This is a genomic window from Acidobacterium sp. FHG110202_01, from assembly GCF_059115305.1.
In genome coordinates this window covers 572,536-588,866 of sequence record NZ_JBZYWJ010000001.1, presented here as the reverse complement: position 1 = coordinate 588,866, position 16,331 = coordinate 572,536, and the positions used below count along the sequence as shown (strand labels likewise).

Genomic DNA, 16,331 nt, shown 5'->3' with positions numbered 1-16,331 from the left:
TGGACACGTTACCATTATTTTGGAGGTTTGATCGATGCCCGTATCCCGTCGTGAATTCCTGGCCGGCCTTGGAGCCGCAGGAGTAGCCGCAACGCTTCCCGCGCTTGCACAGAAAAATCTTATGAAGAGCTGTCCTTTTCGCCTTGCGGTTATCAATGACGAGATCTCTCCGGATTTCGACCACGCCTGCTCGGTTGCCGCAAATGACTTCGGCCTGAGCTGGATTGAGCTGCGCAGCATGTGGGGCAAGAACATCACCGATCTGGACTCGCAGCAGATTGCGGATGCGCAGAAGATTCTCGCCAAGTACAAGCTGCGCGTGACCGACATTGCCAGTCCATTGTTCAAGACGGACTGGCCGGGTGCTCCGATTTCGAAGAGCAGCGAGCACCGCGACCAGTTCAAGGCGGATTTCAATTTCAAGGCGCAGGATACCTTGCTGGATAAGTGCATAGAGCTGACGAAGGCATTCAAGACGGACCGTATCCGCTGCTTCGATTTCTGGCGGCTGGATGACCAGAAGCCTTATCGCGCGGCCATGAACGACAAGCTGCGCCAGGCGGCGGAGAAGTGCGAGAAGAGCAACATTATTCTGCTGCTTGAGAATGAGATGTCGTGCAATACGGCAACGGGCGAAGAGGCAGCCGAGGTGCTGAAGGCGATTCCGAACAAGAACTTCATGCTCAACTGGGACCCGGGAAATGCCGCGACGTTTCCGGACAATACGCCTTATCCCAAGGGCTTCGATCTGCTGCCGAAGGAGCGCATCGGGCATTGCCATTCGAAGGACGTAAAGCGGAAGCCGGACGGCAAGTATGAGTGGGCTCCAGTAGGTGCGGGCGTTGTGGATTGGGTCGGGCAATTCAAGGCGCTGAAAAGCATGGGCTACCACTACGCTGTGAGCCTCGAGACGCACTGGCGCGGAGCGGGTACACCTGAGGCTTCCACTCGCATCAGCATGCAGGGGCTGAAAGATTCGCTGAAAAAAGCTGGAATCGAGTGCTGAGAGCGCTGTTTATTTTTTTGCTTTTAGCCGGAGTGTATGCTGAGGCGCAGAATGCGCCTCAGCTTTTTACGATTGCACATCCGGCGATGGGCACAGATTTTACGCTGTATATCTATGCCGCGAGCAGGGCCGAAGCAGATACAAAGGCCGACCCGGTTTTCGATGAGATTGACCGCATCGAAGACCTGTTGAGCAATTACAAAGAAACGAGCGAACTTTCGCGCATCAGCCGTCTTGCTGCGACGCAGGCGGTCACGACCGATCCAGAAACATTTGAGTTTCTTTCTGACTCCCTTAAGTGGAGCGCGCGCAGTGACGGCGCATTCGACATTACTGTGGGCAAGCTGATGAAGGCCTGGGGGTTCTTTCGCAAGCAGGGAAGAATTCCTACGGACGCAGATTTTGCGAAGCTGCGCGAAGAGACAGGATGGCAGAAAGTCCAGCTGAATCGAGCAACGCGCATGGTGCAGTTTACCTCGCCGGGAGTAGAGCTCGATCCGGGCGGCATTGGCAAAGGCTTCGCAGTCGACAAGGCTGTAGTGATTCTGCGATCGGAGCAGGTTTCTGCGGCGATGCTTTCCGCGGGAAGCAGCACAATCTATGCGCTGGGCTCGCCTCCGGGGCAGTCGGGATGGAAGGTGAAGGTGCCTGATCCGTTGCATCCGGAAAATGTGCTATCGACGGTTACATTAAAGGACACTTCGCTTTCGAGCGCGAACTGTTCAGAGAAACACTTCATCCTGCAGGGGCATTTGTACTGCCACATCATGGACCCGAAGACACTGCGGCCGGTGGAAGGCATGCTACAGGTCACGATCATTGATCCCTCGGCGACGGACAGCGATGCGCTCTCCAATGTTTTGTTTGTGCGCAGGCCGGAAGCGAATGCGCCGCTGATGAAGTCTTTGCCGCAGGATTCTGCGCTTGTGATTACCGGAACAAGTGGAAAGGCCGCGTGCCATCCGATGAACTGGAGCACTTCGCTTGATCGAGGACAATGTTAAGGAGAAGATGAGAAGCATGAACCGCAGACAATTTGTGCAGGGTATGTCTACCGCTGCTGTGACGGGCGCGATGCTTCGCGCATCCGGCGCGAAGGCGTTCTCTGCGAATGACCGCGTGCAGATTGGCGTGATCGGGCCGGGAAGCCGCGGACAGGAGCTGATCCGCCAGCTTCTGCATGTGCCGGGCGTCGAGATCGCAGCGGTGTGCGATATCTATGAGCCGCGCTTTGAGCAGGTGAATAAGCTGGTAGGCAAACAGGTGCCTTCGCACAAAGATTATCGTGAGCTTCTGGCGCGGAGGGATGTCGACGCGATTGTGGTGGCTACGCCTGTTTCACTTCATGCGGAGCATATTATTGCTGCGGTCCGCAGTGGGCGGCCTATCTATGGCGAGAAGGCGCTGGGTTTTACTCCTGACGACTGCAGGAAGATTGTGGCCGAGGTTGAAAAGAGCGGGCAGGTATTTCAGATTGGCCACGAATATCGTTATGCGGCATGGGTGCAGGAGAGCATCAAGCGCATCCACGCGGGACGCATCGGCGAGCCTACGCATGTGTATGCGTACTGGCACCGCAACAATGACTGGCGCCGTCCTGTGCCGCAGCCAGATCCTGATAAGAAGCTCGAGCACTTGATTAACTGGCGGCTGTATCGCGAAACGTCAGGTGGTGTGCTGACGGAACTGGGCTCGCACCACATCGACATTACGAACTGGGTTTTCGGCGAACAGCCGGAGAGTGTACTGGGCACAACGAGCATCGTTCGTTACCACGATGGGCGCACGGTTGGTGACAATGTGCAGGCGGTCTACAAATACTCCAAGGGAAGGCGTCTGTTCTTCAGCTCACTGACGGACAATGCTTCGATGGGCAACCAGCTGTGGGTGTATGGCACTGAAGGATGCGTACAGCTCACGATCGAAGACGCGACGTTCTATTACGAGCCGAAGGCGCATCATGCTCAGCCGGCGCAGGCTGAAGTTGTGCAGCGCGGGGTGACAACGGGCGCGTCATATGCGACCGGGAACGAGATGCCTTATCGTGGTCCCGGAGAAAAAGTAGAAGCGCCGAATGCGGAAGACCCAACGCTCGCGTCTGTGCGCGCGTTTGTACAGTCGGTGAGGAGTAAGCAGAAGCCGCTTGCTGATGTTCATGCAGGCTATGCTTCCGCGATTGCCACGTCGGTGGGGAACCAGGCGATTGTGGAAGAGAATGCGTTGAAGATTCCAAAGTTGACTTAAGCTCCGGCGGCTACCGCGTTCAGCTCTTTCACGATGCTTGAGACAAACGACTTGGCATCGCCGAAGAGCATCAACGTTTTCTCAAGGTAATAAAGATCATTATCGATGCCGGCGAAGCCCGGATTCATGCTGCGTTTGATCACCATCACCGTCTGCGCTTCATAGGCGTTGAGGATCGGCATGCCGGAGATAGGGCTGTTCTGCGTGAAGCGGGCTGCAGGGTTGACCACGTCGTTTGCGCCGATTACGAGCGCAACGTCGGTGCGCGGGAATTCTGGATTGATCTCTTCCATCTCAATCAGCCGGTCGTAAGGAACATCGGCTTCGGCGAGCAGGACATTCATGTGTCCCGGCATACGGCCTGCGACAGGATGAATCGCAAAGCTGACTTCGACGCCACGCTTGGACAGGACATCATACAGTTCGCGCAGCTTGTGCTGTGCCTGGGCAACGGCCATTCCATAGCCGGGAATGATGACAACTTTGCGCGCTGCGTCGAGGATCTCGGCTGCTTCTTCGGCTGAGGCTGAGCGCACGGGTTTCGCTTCAGACTTTGCTGCGCTTGTCTGGACTGTTCCGAATGCGCCGAACAACACATTACTGAAAGACCGGTTCATGGCGCGGCACATGATGACGGCAAGAATAAATCCTGAAGACCCGTCGAGCGCGCCCGCCACGATGAGAAGCTTGTTGTCGAAAGCGAAGCCCATGGCGCTGGCCGAGAGGCCTGCATAGGAATTGAGCAGCGCGATGACGGTCGGCATGTCTGCGCCGCCGATGGGCACGATGAGAAGCACACCAAAGATGAGTGACAAAGCCGCGAAGATGGGGAAGAGCCATGTCTTCTCCGGCGAGAAGATGAGCGCTACTCCAATGGCAACGGCGGCCACGAAAATTCCCAGATTGACGAAGTTCTGCCCCGGATAGGTGATGGGCCGGGTGGGAAGAATCTCCTGCAGCTTGCCGAAAGCCATCATGCTGGCGGTGAAGGTGAGAAAGCCGAGCAGAATTTCGACGATGAGCGCGATCATGACCACGCCATGAGGAAGCTGGCGATAGTATTCGGCGGTGCCAATGAGAGCAGCGGCGAGTGCGCCGCATGCGTGCGAGAATGCGGTCCGTTGCGGCACGGCGGTCATCGGCATGTAGTAGGCGATGGGGACGCCGATCGCCGAGCCGACGAGAAAGGCGATGAATATCCACTCGTAGGTGACGACTTCCGCACGCAGCAGCGTGCCGACAACAGCAAGCAGCATTCCGGCTTCGCCAATAAAGACGCCGCGCCGCGCGGTGGTGGGCGAGTTCATCCATTTAATGGCGAGAATGAAACTGGCCGCTGCGAGAATGTAGAGGATGGGGAAGATGCTCTGCATCATTTCTTTTCTGCGCCCCGTTTCTTGAACATTTTCAGCATGCGGTCGGTGATGAGGTATCCGCTGACGACGTTGATGGTGGAGAGCACGACGGCAGTGAAACCGAGCACGCGGGTGAGCGTCGATGCTTCTTTCGAGCCTGTGATGAGGATGGCGCCGACGACGGCAATGGCCGAGATGGCATTGGTCAGGGACATCAGCGGCGTGTGCAGCAAGGGCGATACGCGGCGGATGAGTTCAAATCCTAAAAACGCCGCAAGCATAAAGACCCAGAGGGCGACTTCATAGGAGCTCATGGCTTCACCTCGCTGACGGGCTGCGCAGCGCCCATCAATTCCAGAACACGTGGATGAACTACTTTGCCGCCATGCGTCACCAGCGATTCGCGGATGATTTCATCGTCGAGTTTGAGAGAGATGTTTCCATCGCGCAGCAGCAGTTTTGCAACTGCAGAGACGTTGGCGGAAAACATCTGGCTGGCGTGGTTGGGAATTGTCGAAGGCAGGTTCACCGGGCCCAGGATGGTCACGTCGTTGTGCACGACGGTTTCTCCGGCCTTTGTTAGTTCGCAGTTGCCGCCGCGCTCCGCGGCGATATCTACGATCACCGATCCCGGCTGCATGGCGGAAGCCATTTCGGCGGTGACGAGAATGGGCGCTTTCTTCCCGGGAACGGCGGCGGTGGTGATGACTACGTCCTGCTCGCGCAGGACTTCTGTAAGTTGCTCGCGTTGGCGGCGATAGAAGTCTTCGCCCATGGCCTTTGCGTATCCGCCCTTGTCTTCGGAGGTCTGCGCTTCAACAGCGAGCACAATGAATTTTGCGCCGACGCTTTCGACTTGTTCTTTCACCGCGGGGCGTACGTCATAGGCGCTGACGACCGCGCCCAGACGCCGAGCTGTGGCGATGGCCTGGAGCCCTGCGACTCCTGCGCCGAGGATGAAGACCTTGGCCGGAGTGATGGTTCCGGCTGCGGTCATTAGGAGCGGAAACATTTTCGGTAGAGTTATGGCAGCCAGCAGGACGGCGCGGTATCCGGCGAGAGTCGCCATGGATGAGAGCGCGTCCATGCTTTGTGCGCGGGTGATGCGGGGAATGAGTTCGAGGGCCAGCAGCGAGACCCCGGCAGAAGCGAGGTCGGAAGACTCGCGCAAGGCAGTCAGGGGCTCAGCGAAGCCGATCAGGATCTGGCCGGAGCGCAGGTGTGTTAGATCGGCGCGTCCGGCTTCGGGGTTTGCTCCGAGGCATCGAACCTGAGCGATGATGTCAGCCTGCTGGAAGACATCTGCACGATTGCCGATGCGTGCTCCTCGGGCAACGTATAGCTCATCGGGGAAGCCGGCCGCCGCTCCGGAGGATTGTTCAAGGATGACCTCTAGGCCCGCCTTCTTCAGCGTCTCGCACTGGCGGGGTACGAGAGCAACACGGCGTTCCTGAGGGAAGGTTTCACGCAGAATTCCGAGGGTCCCAGGCAATTAAAACCTCCCAGGCAAGCCAAGGTATTCAATTCATCTAAGCTTGGCAAGTCTTTAGTTCGTCTCATGAATGAGAGTTTCAAGACGTTGGATTTTCTGCAGTCAAAATGAGGCAAAAGCAACCGATCTAAGGTTTTGATAAGGATACTCGTGCAAAATGCAGAATAAGGAGATGTTTTGGCTGGTCAGACCACACGCATTGTTCATATAGCTTTAAGGTTGTGCTATTTACCCTGCATAGGAATGTCTTTGCGACCCGGGAAGTTCGTGCCCTGCGCGCTACTGCTGGCTGCGGGCACATTGTTAAGCGCGCAGCAAGCCACATCAGGCGCGCCTGTGGTGATGAATCTGGATGATGCCATCCACCGAGCACAGGCAAATGAGCCTGCTTTTGCTGCAAGCGTTGCTGACAGCAAGGTGGCTGCCCTTGACCGCTCGATTGCGCGTGCGGCACTGCTGCCCAATGCGGTGTATCACAACCAGGTGCTCTACACGCAGCCGAATGGAGAGCAGAACCAGGCAGGACAGGGAGTGGGAGCGCAGCCGTCTCCGCGCTTTATCGCGAACAATGCAGTGCGCGAGTATGCGAGCCAGGGGCTGGTAAACGAGACGATCGGCGTTGGACAGGTTGCCGAAGTAAAGCGCGTGGATGCTGCTGCAGCAGTGGCTGCGGCACAGCTTGAAGTGGCGCGACGCGGGCTGGTTGTGACGGTAGTGAACCTGTATTACGGGCTGCTCGGAGCAGATCAGAAGCTTACAGTGGCGACGCGCGCAGCGGGCGAGGCCGATGCGTTTGTTGATCTGACGCAGAAGCGCGAGACGGCGCGGGAAGTGGCGCATGCGGATGTGATCAAAGCGCAGCTGGAACAGCAGCAGCGGCAGCGCGATTTGTCTGATGCCAAAGTTGCTGCGGAAAAGGCGCGGCTGGAACTGGCTGTGCTGCTCTTTCCTGATCCGCGCACTGCTTATGATCTCGAAAAGAGCGCAGCAACGAAAGATCTTCCGACACGCGAAGCGATTGAAGCAGCGGCATCAGCGAACAATCCTGATGTGAAGAGCGCGCTCGCGGCGCTGAGGCAAAGCGATGCAGAAGTGCTGGCGGCGCGGGCCGCTTACCTGCCTGATCTGGGAGTGAACTTCGCCTATGGTATTGATGCTCCGCAGTTCGCGGTGAATGGGCCGGATGGCGTGCACAACCTGGGCTACTCGGCGGCAGTGACAGTGGATATTCCGGTGTGGGACTGGCTTTCCACGCAGCATAAAGTGAAGCAGAGCGAGATTCGCCGTGAGGCTACGCGCGTTGCGTTGTCAGCCGCGCAGAAGAGGCTGATTGCGGAGCTTGATGAGTTCTATTCCGAGGCTTTGGCTGCGCACAGCCAGCTCAACTCGCTCGATACAAGCGTGCAGACAGCCACGGAAAGCCTGCGGCTCACGAAGCTTCGCTACACGGGAGGCGAGGCGACAGTGCTTGAAGTAGTGGATGCGCAGAACGCGCTCACACTGGCTGAGAATGCGCATGAAGACGGGCGCATCCGCTATGAACTGGCACTGGCCAATCTCCAGACTTTGACGGGAACGCTGTGAAAGAGATGAGACAGAGATATTCGCAGATGATTGCCGGCGCGTTTGCTGTGGCTGCGCTGGCGTTGGCCGCTGGGTGCGCGAAGAAAGAAGCGACGCCGCAGGTTGAGGTGGAAGTGAAGGCGCAGCATCCGGAGACTGGGCCGATAGCGGCGCATATTACAGCTGATGCGGTGCTGGCTCCGCTGGCGCAGGCGGCGATTGCACCGAAGATCAGCGCACCGGTAAAGAAGTTTTATGTCCAGCGCGGTGCGCATGTGAAGGCGGGCCAGCTGCTAGCCACATTGGAGAACCGCGACCTGGAAGCTGCGGCGCTCGACAACAAGGGCAGTTTCACGGCGGCCCAGGCAGCATACGATACATCGACGCGCGCGCAGGTTCCGGAAGATTACCAGAAGGCCGAGCTTGATTTTGCACAGGCCAAGGCGAATCTCGATCTGAACCAGAGCATTGTGAACAGCCGCAAGCAGCTCTTTGCTGAAGGCGCGATTCCGGGACGCGATCTCGACACAGCGGTTGCCGCGCTGGTGCAGGCGCAGGCTGCGTATGACGCGGCCAAGAAGCACCTTGAGTCGATGAAGGCGGTAAGCCATGAGGCGGCGCTGAAATCAGCAGCGGGTCAGCTGGATTCCGCCAAGGGAAAATACCTGGGCGCGGAGGCGCAGGTGAGCTACTCGGAGATTCACAGCCCGATTGATGGTGTTGTGACCGACCGTCCACTCTTTGCCGGCGAAACGGTGGCTGCTGGCTCGACGATTCTGACAGTCATGGATACATCGGCGCTGCTGGCGAAAGTGCATATCTCGCAGCTGCTGGCGCAGTCACTCAAAGTTGGGGATGCGGCGACGGTGAGCGTTCCCGGTGTAGATGATCCGGTTCCAGCGAAGGTATCGCTCATCAGCCCGGCACTTGATCCGGGAAGCACGACGGTGGAAGTGTGGCTGCGCATCGAAAATAAAAAAGGCGAACTCAAGGTAGGCACTCCGGTACATGTTTCGATTGCGACGCAGACTATCCCTGATGCGTTGAAGGTTCCAGCAAGCGCGCTTCTAGCGGCACAGGACGGAAGCAAGTCGGTCATGCTGATGGGTTCTGATGGAGTTGCGCACAAGAAGGCAGTGGAAATCGGCATTCGCGATGCGGATGATGTGCAGATTACTAGTGGACTCTCGGCAACGGACATGGTCATCACCGAAGGCGCATACGGACTCGACGATGGAACCAAAGTAAAGCTGGCCTCAGAGGGCGGAGGCGATGAAAAGCCGGCGGCAGGCAAAGGCGGAGACGACAAGTGATCACCAGCTCTCCCATTTCGCGTCCGGCTGTGGAGAAAGGCTTCTGGCTTTCCCGCACGATGCGGACGGTCTTCTTCTTCGTCATTGTTCTGACGGCTGCCGGAATCTATCTTGCCTTGCAGGTGCCGATCTCGGTTTTTCCCGAGACGAATTTTCCGCGCGTGGTGATCAGCATCGATAACGGAGTGATGCCGGTCGAGCAGATGCAGGTGACCATTACCAAGCCGATTGAAGATGCGGTAAACAGCGTTCCCGGTCTGCAGACTGTGCGCTCGACGACGAGCCGCGGATCGGCGGAAGTGAGCCTCTTCTTTGGCTGGAATGTCGACATGTTCCATACGCTGCAACTGGTGGATGCGGCGCTGGCGAAGGTGGAGCAGACGTTGCCTCCGACGGCGCGCATCACCACGAACCGGCTTACCTTCGCGACGTTTCCGATTCTTGGCTACAGCCTGACTTCCGATACGGTCTCGCAAACAGATTTGTGGGAGATTGCTACCTATGATCTGAAGCCTCCGCTGAACCGTGTCGCCGGAGTGAGTACAGTAATCGTGCAAGGCGGCAAGGTGCCTGAGTTTCATGTGGTTCCTGACCTTGCGCGCCTGCAGGCATCGGGAGTGACGATCACCGATCTGGTGAATGCGATCCAGGCGTCGAACGTGATCGATTCACCGGGGCTCTATGAAGAGAACCATCAGCTGATTCTCGGGCTGGTGGGGGCGCAGGTTCACAACGCTGCCGAGCTGAGCCAGTTGGTCATCAAGACCACGCCGGGAGGCGCTCCTGTGCGCGTGGCTGACGTGGCCACGGTGAAGCCGGCGATGATGCCCATCTATACGATGGTGACGGCTAACGGCAAGCCTGCTGTGCTGATCAACATAGCGCGGCAGAATGCCAGCAATACTGTAGCGGTTGCCAATGCCGTGGCGGATGAAGTGCAGCAGTTGCAGAAGAAGCTGCCGCCGGGAGTGAAACTGGCGCCGTTCTATGACCAGTCACAGCTTGTGCGCGAGAGCATTTCGAGCGTGCGCGACGCCATTCTGATCGGGCTTCTGCTGGCGTGTGTCATTCTCTTTCTCTTTTTGCGTGACTGGACTTCTTCGATTGTCGCGGGGTTGGTGATTCCTGCAACTGTATCGGTTACAATTCTCTTCCTCTGGGCGATTGGAGAGAGCTTCAACCTGATGACGCTCGGCGGGCTGGCCGCGGCGATCGGCCTCGTGATCGACGACGCTATCGTGGTAGTCGAGAACATCGTTCTCCATCGCGATTCGGGCGAGACGCGCGTCGAAGCAGTGCGTAAGGCGCTGTCTGAGATCATGTCCCCGCTGATCGGGTCGACGATTACGCCCGTGGTTGTTTTTCTGCCGCTGATCTCTGTTGCCGGCGTTACGGGCAGCTTCTACCGCGCGCTGGCGGTAACAATGACGGCGGCGCTGCTGACCTCGCTGTTGCTGGCACTTACGTGGACGCCCGGGCTGAGCCTGGTCATGCTGCGCGAGCGGAACCATCATGCGTCCTCATCTTCGAAGCACGAGCCGGGGCACTCCCTTCGCCGCATCATGGACTGGCACAGCCGTACGCTGGAGTGGTCACTCAAGAATCCATTGCTGCTTGGCGCGGGCTGTGTCGTTCTCGTGATCGGGACATGGTTTGCCTATCAGGCGCTCGGCTCCGATCTGCTGCCGGAAATGGATGAGGGCGGTTTCATCCTTGACTACATCATGCCTGCAGGCAGTTCGCTGACGGAAACAAGCCGCGTGCTCCAGCATGTGGAACGCATTCTGCGGGAAACGCCTGAAGTCGACATTACGTCGCGTCGTACCGGGCTGCAGATGGGGCTGGCCGCAGTCACGGAAGCTAACTATGGCGACTTCACGGTGAAGCTGAAAAACAAGCGCGACCGCGGCATCGATGAAGTGATGGCAGACGTTCGCGAGAAGATCAAAGAAACTGAGCCGGAACTCGATGTTGAGTTCACGCAGGTTCTGCAGGACATGATCGGCGATCTTTCGAATGCACCGGAACCGATCCAGATCAAGATATTTGCGAATGATCAGGCGTTGCTCAACCAACTCGGACCGCGTGTAGGCGATGCCATCGGCAAGATCAAAGGCGTGGTCGATGTGCAGGACGGCATCGAGAACACGATCAGCGGGCCGGCGACAAATTTCCAGGTAGATCCGATTGTTGCAGCGCGGCTTGGGTTCACTCCTACGGAAGTTTCAGAGGACGCGACGAGCATTCTTGACGGCATTGCAGCAACGAATCCTCTGATCGCCAATAACCGGCCTTATACGATTCGTGTCCGGCTGGGAGATGAGACACGCAACTCTCTGGATGCAATCCAGAACACGGTCTTCAACAGCAGCACGGGGCATACGGCGACGCTGGGATCGCTGGCACAGATTCAGCAGCTGCCGCCGCAGAACGAAATCCGCAGAGAGAATCTGCAGCAGATGGTAGTGGTCACGGGGCGTCTCGAAGGGTCGGATCTGGGCACGGCGATGGTGCAAGTGCGTCAGACAGTCGATGGACTTCATCTGCCTCCCAATGTGCGCGTGGAATACGGCGGCACGTATGAGGAGCAGCAGAAGTCCTTCCATGACTTGATGCAGGTGCTGCTATTGGCGCTGGCGCTGGTCTTTGGAGTTTTGCTGACGGAGTTTCGTAATTTCTCGGCCCCGGTAGCGATTCTTACTTCGTCGGTGCTCTCGATTGCGGGCGTGGTGATTGCGCTGCTCATCACGGGTACTACATTTAATGTCGCGTCGTTTATGGGGCTGATTATGGTCATCGGCATCGTGGCTAAAAATGGAATCCTGCTGCTCGATGCTGATGAGAAGTTCCGCGCTCAGGGCGCGAGTCCGAGAGACGCGATGGTACATGCGGCGCAGCGGCGTCTGCGGCCAATCCTGATGACGGCGATTGCCGCGGTCTGCGGGATGCTGCCGCTTGCGTTAGCTCTCGGCTCAGGTTCGCAGATGCTGCAGCCGCTGGCGATTGCCGTGATCGGCGGCCTTTGCATTTCGATGGTGCTGAGTCTGCTTGTGACTCCGGTGGTGTATTACTACCTGACGCGGCATCGGGAAGAAGTTGTTTGAACTACGCCACGGATACCCGGGCGGCAGATACTTCGTGCGGCTCAGTATGACGATCCATGGCCAGTGGTAAAGAGACGGTCACTGTGGTTCCGGTGCCGAGCTGGCTTTGGATGGAGATGACGCCGCCGGCGGCATCGACAATGGCTTTTGCTATGGATAAACCAAGGCCGGTGCCTCCGGTGTTGCGATTGCGTGAAGGGTCATCGCGGTAAAAGGGCTCGAAGACGTGGGGCAGTGCTTCGGGGTTGATGCCGTCTCCCTGATCGGCGATCTGTATTTCTGCAGAGTCAGGACTGATGTTCGCGCTGACGGTGATGGTTGTGCTTGCGCTGCTGTGCTGCAAGGCATTCAACAGCAGATTGGAAAAGAGCAGGCTGCCTTCTTCCTGTGCGAGAAGTACAGGAAGCGATCCAGGCAGTGAGAGTGCTACGGTGATTCCGCGAACCTCGGCTATCGGATGAAGCTGGTTTGAAATCTGGCGGAGCAGGGACGAGAGGTCGGACGGCGCAGTAGTAGAAGGCTTGCCGGCTGCTGCTTCGACGCGGGCGAGAGTGAGCATACGCGCGACGATCTCTTCCATGCGGACGCAGTCGGTTTCGCAACGCTCGAGACCGGCCTGGTATTCCTCAGTTGTTCGCGGCTTCATGCCCAGCACCTGAAGGGAGGACTTGACGACGGCGACTCCGGTCTTCAGCTCGTGCGCGGAATCGCTGATGAAACGGCGTTGTTGTGTGAAGGAATGCTCCAGCCGCTGCAGGGCAGCTTCGAGTGCTTCGACCAGCGGGGCGAGCTCTCTGGTAGAGCGCGCCTGTTCCGAAGGCGTGAACTTCCATGAATTGACGGAAACGGTTGCCGCATCGGCGGCCAGTTCGCGCAGCGGCTTGAGGCTGCGGTTAAGCAGCCACGCCATAATGATGCCGGTAATCGCAAGCAGCACGAGGCTTGAGATGGCGTAAAACCTGACCGGTTCCATCACTGCATGCCACAGGTGTTTTGTGGGCGCGCCGTAAACGATGGTGACGTGGTGCGGGACACCGCCCTTCGAATCATTTGGGTCGACGATGCGAAGGCCGTGAACGACGAGGGCGCGGTAGTCGCGGTCATGCAGGGTGAGATGGAAGATGTCATCCGGCCGTGTGTCCAGATCAGGAAGGCCGCCCCAGTTTGACGAGCGGCCAAGGAGACGACCTTTTTCATCGTGAACTTCGTAGACGTCCTCGGCCGGCACATTGAGATCGCTTCTGTCGAGCATGACGTTGTCTTCCGCATCGTCGGCATCTTCGACCGATCCGAACAGCAGGTCGGCGCGGCCATGCAGCATCACGTCAAAAGAGCGGAGATGGTTGTGGCTCTCATAAAGCCACGCCATGGTGGTAACGCAGAGCGCAGAAACGAGCTCCACCAGAAGGACGGTTACGATGAGCCTCCGCGTAATGGACCAGGACTTCATGCGTTCTCCTCGCGGCTGATGATGAGGCGGTATCCGCGGCCGCGGAGCGTCTCGATGCTGGGTTCGTCGGATGCAGCATCGAGTTTCTTGCGCAGGTTGGAAACGTGCGCTTCGATAACGTTGGAGTGGTGCTCCCAGTTGTAATCGTAGAGATGTTCGAGGAGTTCCCGCTTGGAGACGACGACGCGGGGGCGGTGGATAAGGTATTCGAGAATGCGGTACTCCATAGGAGATAGCTCGACAACCTGGCCCCCGCGGCGCACAACCTGTTCGAGTGAGTTCACTTCGATATCAGCGACAGAAAATACAGGATGCGCCGCGCCCTTGCCGCGACGGATGAGCGCTTTGGTGCGGGCGATGAGCTCGCCGAGATCGAAAGGCTTACTTAGGTAGTCGTCGGCGCCGGCGTTCAATAGTTCGATGATGGACTGCTTTTCGCCTTGAGCGGTGAGAATCAGAACGGGAGTGCTGTCGTTGGCGGCACGCAGCTTTATGAGCAGCGAGAGACCATCGAGTTTGGGCAGCATGAGGTCGAGGATGATGAGGTCGTAGCCTGTGTCCTTTGCGAGGTAGAGGCCGACTTCGCCGTCTTCGGCGATGTCGACAGCAAAGCCCGGGCCGTCGCGCAGAGCTGAGGCTATATTTTCGGCCAGCCGGGTCTCGTCTTCTACCAGAAGGATGCGCATTCAAACAGTGTCTCTCTTTTAGATTAAGAGCGGCTGAAGCCGGAGTCGAGCGGAGTATTGCGCAGCGGACGAGGGGCGGCGGCGCATCTTAAAGACTGGAATGCATATCTTTCGCGACAGAGCCGATGCCGGATTGCGCCTGGCCGCGCAACTCAAAGAATATGCTGACCGCGGCGATGTGGTGGTGGCGGGGCTCCCTCGCGGCGGAGTTCCGGTAGCGTTCGAGATTGCGCAGAAGCTTCATGCCCCGCTTGATGTATTGCTGGTGCGAAAAGTGGGAGTTCCGGCACAGCCCGAGCTGGCAATGGGTGCGATTGCTCCGGGCGGCATCAGGATTCTCGACCATACGCTCATTGGAAAGCTTGGATTGAGCGAGGAGGAGCTTGCGCGTGCCATTGCTGTGGAAGAGAAGGAGCTGGAGAGAAGGGAACAGCTTTATATGGATGTGCGCTCGCGTCCCGCCATCAGCGACAGGATTGTGATTGTAGTGGATGACGGGATCGCCACGGGCGCGAGCATGCTGGCTGCGGTGGCCGTGCTGCGGGCGCAGCATCCGAAGAGGGTTGTTGTGGCAACTCCGGTGGCTCCCCCTCACGCGAAGCAGGACCTGTTGAAGACCGCTGACGAGTTCATCTGCCTTGAGTTATCGAATTATTTTCCTGCCGTGGGTTTTTTCTATCGCGATTTTTCGCAGACCAGCGATGAGCAGGTGCGGGAGCTCTTGCGGCAATCGCAAGAATAGCTGATTTCTACAAACGTCTCTCTTGTTCATCCTGCCTGATACAAATATGAAATAGAATCCCTATTGAAAAGTACGAGATATGGAGCTACACTCCAACATGTTTTTAGAGACCAAGGTTCCGAGAGGACAAAAATGCATATCGATGACCGCTCCGAGCGTGTCCTGGAACGTCTGGATCAGTTCGTAATCGAAATTCCTTCCTGGGGCTTTGCGAATACAGGTACGAGGTTCGGCAAGTTTCTGCAGCCCGGCGCTGCGGGAACGCTCGAGGAAAAATTTGCCGATGCGGCGCAGGTCCATTCGCTTACTGGAGCAACTCCCACACTGGCGCTCCATGTTTTGTGGGACCTGTCTGAAGGCGTTTCCGATGCGGCCAAGGTGCAGAAGCTCGAGTCCCACTATGGGGTACGCGCAGGCTCGATCAATCCGAACCTCTTTCAGGACCAGGAATACAAGTTCGGTTCGATATGCAATCCCAATGCAGCGATCCGTCGCAAGGCAATCGATCATCTGCTCGATTCGGTGGAGATTGCCAAGGCGTTGCGGTCGCGGGATGTTTCCCTGTGGATTGCTGATGGTGCGAATTATCCCGGCGCGCAGAGCATTCGCAAGCGCATTGTGTGGCTCGAAGAGGCGCTGCGTATTGCGCATGATGCGCTCGATGACGACCAGCGGCTGCTGATCGAATACAAACCATTCGAGCCGGCCTTCTATTTCACAGACATTGCTGACTGGGGCATGGCGGCGAATCTGGCGCGCGCGGCGGGCGAAAAGGCTGTTGTGCTGGTCGATACGGGCCATCATTACCAGGCGCAGAACATTGAGCAGATCGTGGCCTGGCTGCTGCATCTGCGTCTGCTGGGCGGATTTCATTTCAACGACCGCCGTTATGCGGATGATGATCTGACGATCGGCTCGATTGATCCCTACCAGGTCTTCCGCATCTTTCATGAGATTCTGAGCGAGCCGGAGCAGGAGGCGACGAATGCGGTTGCCTACATGATTGACCAGAGCCATAACATCAAAGGCAAGATGGAAGCGATGGTGCAGACGGTGGTAGCGGCTCAGGAGTTGTATGCAAAGGCTGCTCTTGTCGATCGCGAGCGGCTAGCGGAGTTGCAGTCGACAGCAAAAACAGTCGAGGCCGAAGAGTGCCTGCGCGATGCGTTCTGGACGGATGTCCGTCCGATGCTGAAAGTATGGCGCGAGCGGCGCGGACTGCCGGATGATCCCCTGAAGGCGCTGAGAGAGAGCGGATATGTGGAGAAGATCGAGCAGGAGCGAAAGACACGCAACGCGTCGCTGACGACAAGTTATGCTTGATAGTTTCTTAACAGAAACTATTTCTTTATAGATATATAATCGAGTTGACAAGC

13 protein-coding genes are annotated in these 16,331 nt (G+C 57.6%); 8 read left to right on the top strand and 5 right to left on the bottom strand.

Annotation, left to right across the window (positions count from 1 at the left end; translation table 11 throughout):
• Nucleotides 1-34: 34 nt before the first annotated feature.
• The 3 genes from AC5S16_RS02330 to AC5S16_RS02320 are packed head-to-tail and all read left to right on the top strand — an operon-like array spanning nt 35 to nt 3,250.
• Complete coding sequence (locus tag AC5S16_RS02330; RefSeq protein WP_493928392.1) at nt 35-1,006, top strand: sugar phosphate isomerase/epimerase family protein; 972 nt, start codon at nt 35-37, stop codon at nt 1,004-1,006.
• 17 nt (nt 1,007-1,023) lie between these two features.
• Complete coding sequence (locus AC5S16_RS02325; protein ID WP_493928391.1) at nt 1,024-2,010, top strand: FAD:protein FMN transferase; 987 nt, start codon at nt 1,024-1,026, stop codon at nt 2,008-2,010.
• Nucleotides 2,011-2,026: 16 nt separating this feature from the next.
• Entirely contained in the window at nt 2,027-3,250 is a 1,224-nt protein-coding gene (locus AC5S16_RS02320; RefSeq protein WP_493928390.1) for a Gfo/Idh/MocA family protein, read from the top strand.
• On the opposite strand, the gene AC5S16_RS02315 is transcribed toward AC5S16_RS02320, so the two are convergent.
• The 3 genes from AC5S16_RS02315 to AC5S16_RS02305 are packed head-to-tail and all read right to left on the bottom strand — an operon-like array spanning nt 3,247 to nt 6,097.
• On the bottom strand, nt 3,247-4,626 hold the full coding sequence (locus AC5S16_RS02315) for an NAD(P)(+) transhydrogenase (Re/Si-specific) subunit beta (protein ID WP_493928389.1): 1,380 nt from the start codon (nt 4,624-4,626) through the stop codon (nt 3,247-3,249). The two genes, AC5S16_RS02320 and AC5S16_RS02315, sit on opposite strands and share 4 nt — an antisense overlap.
• Nucleotides 4,623-4,919 carry an NAD(P) transhydrogenase subunit alpha part 2 gene (locus AC5S16_RS02310; RefSeq protein ID WP_493928388.1) on the bottom strand — a complete coding sequence of 99 codons (297 nt, stop codon included), beginning with the start codon at nt 4,917-4,919 and terminating at the stop codon, nt 4,623-4,625. Before AC5S16_RS02310 ends, AC5S16_RS02315 begins: the two co-directional genes overlap by 4 nt.
• Nucleotides 4,916-6,097 carry a Re/Si-specific NAD(P)(+) transhydrogenase subunit alpha gene (locus AC5S16_RS02305; protein WP_493928387.1) on the bottom strand — a complete coding sequence of 394 codons (1,182 nt, stop codon included), beginning with the start codon at nt 6,095-6,097 and terminating at the stop codon, nt 4,916-4,918. Before AC5S16_RS02305 ends, AC5S16_RS02310 begins: the two co-directional genes overlap by 4 nt.
• 267 nt (nt 6,098-6,364) lie before the next feature.
• Between AC5S16_RS02305 and AC5S16_RS02300 the strand changes: the two genes are divergently transcribed.
• The 3 genes from AC5S16_RS02300 to AC5S16_RS02290 are packed head-to-tail and all read left to right on the top strand — an operon-like array spanning nt 6,365 to nt 12,077.
• Nucleotides 6,365-7,681, top strand: a complete 1,317-nt coding sequence (locus AC5S16_RS02300) for a TolC family protein (protein WP_493928386.1) — start codon at nt 6,365-6,367, stop codon at nt 7,679-7,681.
• Nucleotides 7,682-7,686: 5 nt separating this feature from the next.
• Complete coding sequence (locus AC5S16_RS02295; RefSeq protein WP_493928385.1) at nt 7,687-8,973, top strand: efflux RND transporter periplasmic adaptor subunit; 1,287 nt, start codon at nt 7,687-7,689, stop codon at nt 8,971-8,973.
• Between the two features lie 59 nt (nt 8,974-9,032).
• Complete coding sequence (locus AC5S16_RS02290) at nt 9,033-12,077, top strand: efflux RND transporter permease subunit (protein ID WP_493928641.1); 3,045 nt, start codon at nt 9,033-9,035, stop codon at nt 12,075-12,077.
• Between the two features lies 1 nt (nt 12,078).
• Here AC5S16_RS02290 and AC5S16_RS02285 read toward each other — a convergent pair whose 3' ends face one another.
• A complete protein-coding gene (locus AC5S16_RS02285; protein WP_493928384.1) occupies nt 12,079-13,527 on the bottom strand; it encodes a sensor histidine kinase in 1,449 nt (482 codons plus the stop codon).
• Nucleotides 13,524-14,213: a response regulator transcription factor gene (locus AC5S16_RS02280; protein WP_493928383.1), complete on the bottom strand. Its 690-nt coding sequence runs from the start codon at nt 14,211-14,213 to the stop codon at nt 13,524-13,526. Before AC5S16_RS02280 ends, AC5S16_RS02285 begins: the two co-directional genes overlap by 4 nt.
• A gap of 100 nt (nt 14,214-14,313) precedes the next feature.
• Here AC5S16_RS02280 and AC5S16_RS02275 point away from each other — a divergent pair, with 100 nt between their 5' ends.
• Both AC5S16_RS02275 and AC5S16_RS02270 read left to right on the top strand, forming a co-directional pair.
• Nucleotides 14,314-14,955: a phosphoribosyltransferase gene (locus AC5S16_RS02275; protein WP_493928382.1), complete on the top strand. Its 642-nt coding sequence runs from the start codon at nt 14,314-14,316 to the stop codon at nt 14,953-14,955.
• Nucleotides 14,956-15,087: 132 nt separating this feature from the next.
• Complete coding sequence (locus tag AC5S16_RS02270) at nt 15,088-16,278, top strand: sugar isomerase (RefSeq protein WP_493928381.1); 1,191 nt, start codon at nt 15,088-15,090, stop codon at nt 16,276-16,278.
• The last annotated feature ends 53 nt before the right edge of the window (nt 16,279-16,331 follow it).

What these genes read in the sequence shown, in the direction of transcription:
- AC5S16_RS02280 (WP_493928383.1), bottom strand. Translation starts at nt 14,213, where the DNA reads ATGCGCATCCTTCTGGTAGAAGACGAGACCCGGCTGGCCGAAAATATA.
- AC5S16_RS02275 (WP_493928382.1), top strand. Translation starts at nt 14,314, where the DNA reads ATGCATATCTTTCGCGACAGAGCCGATGCCGGATTGCGCCTGGCCGCG.
- AC5S16_RS02295 (WP_493928385.1), top strand. Translation starts at nt 7,687, where the DNA reads ATGAGACAGAGATATTCGCAGATGATTGCCGGCGCGTTTGCTGTGGCT.
- AC5S16_RS02315 (WP_493928389.1), bottom strand. Translation starts at nt 4,626, where the DNA reads ATGATGCAGAGCATCTTCCCCATCCTCTACATTCTCGCAGCGGCCAGT.
- AC5S16_RS02290 (WP_493928641.1), top strand. Translation starts at nt 9,033, where the DNA reads ATGCGGACGGTCTTCTTCTTCGTCATTGTTCTGACGGCTGCCGGAATC.
- AC5S16_RS02310 (WP_493928388.1), bottom strand. Translation starts at nt 4,919, where the DNA reads ATGAGCTCCTATGAAGTCGCCCTCTGGGTCTTTATGCTTGCGGCGTTT.
- AC5S16_RS02285 (WP_493928384.1), bottom strand. Translation starts at nt 13,527, where the DNA reads ATGAAGTCCTGGTCCATTACGCGGAGGCTCATCGTAACCGTCCTTCTG.
- AC5S16_RS02330 (WP_493928392.1), top strand. Translation starts at nt 35, where the DNA reads ATGCCCGTATCCCGTCGTGAATTCCTGGCCGGCCTTGGAGCCGCAGGA.
- AC5S16_RS02320 (WP_493928390.1), top strand. Translation starts at nt 2,027, where the DNA reads ATGAACCGCAGACAATTTGTGCAGGGTATGTCTACCGCTGCTGTGACG.
- AC5S16_RS02270 (WP_493928381.1), top strand. Translation starts at nt 15,088, where the DNA reads ATGCATATCGATGACCGCTCCGAGCGTGTCCTGGAACGTCTGGATCAG.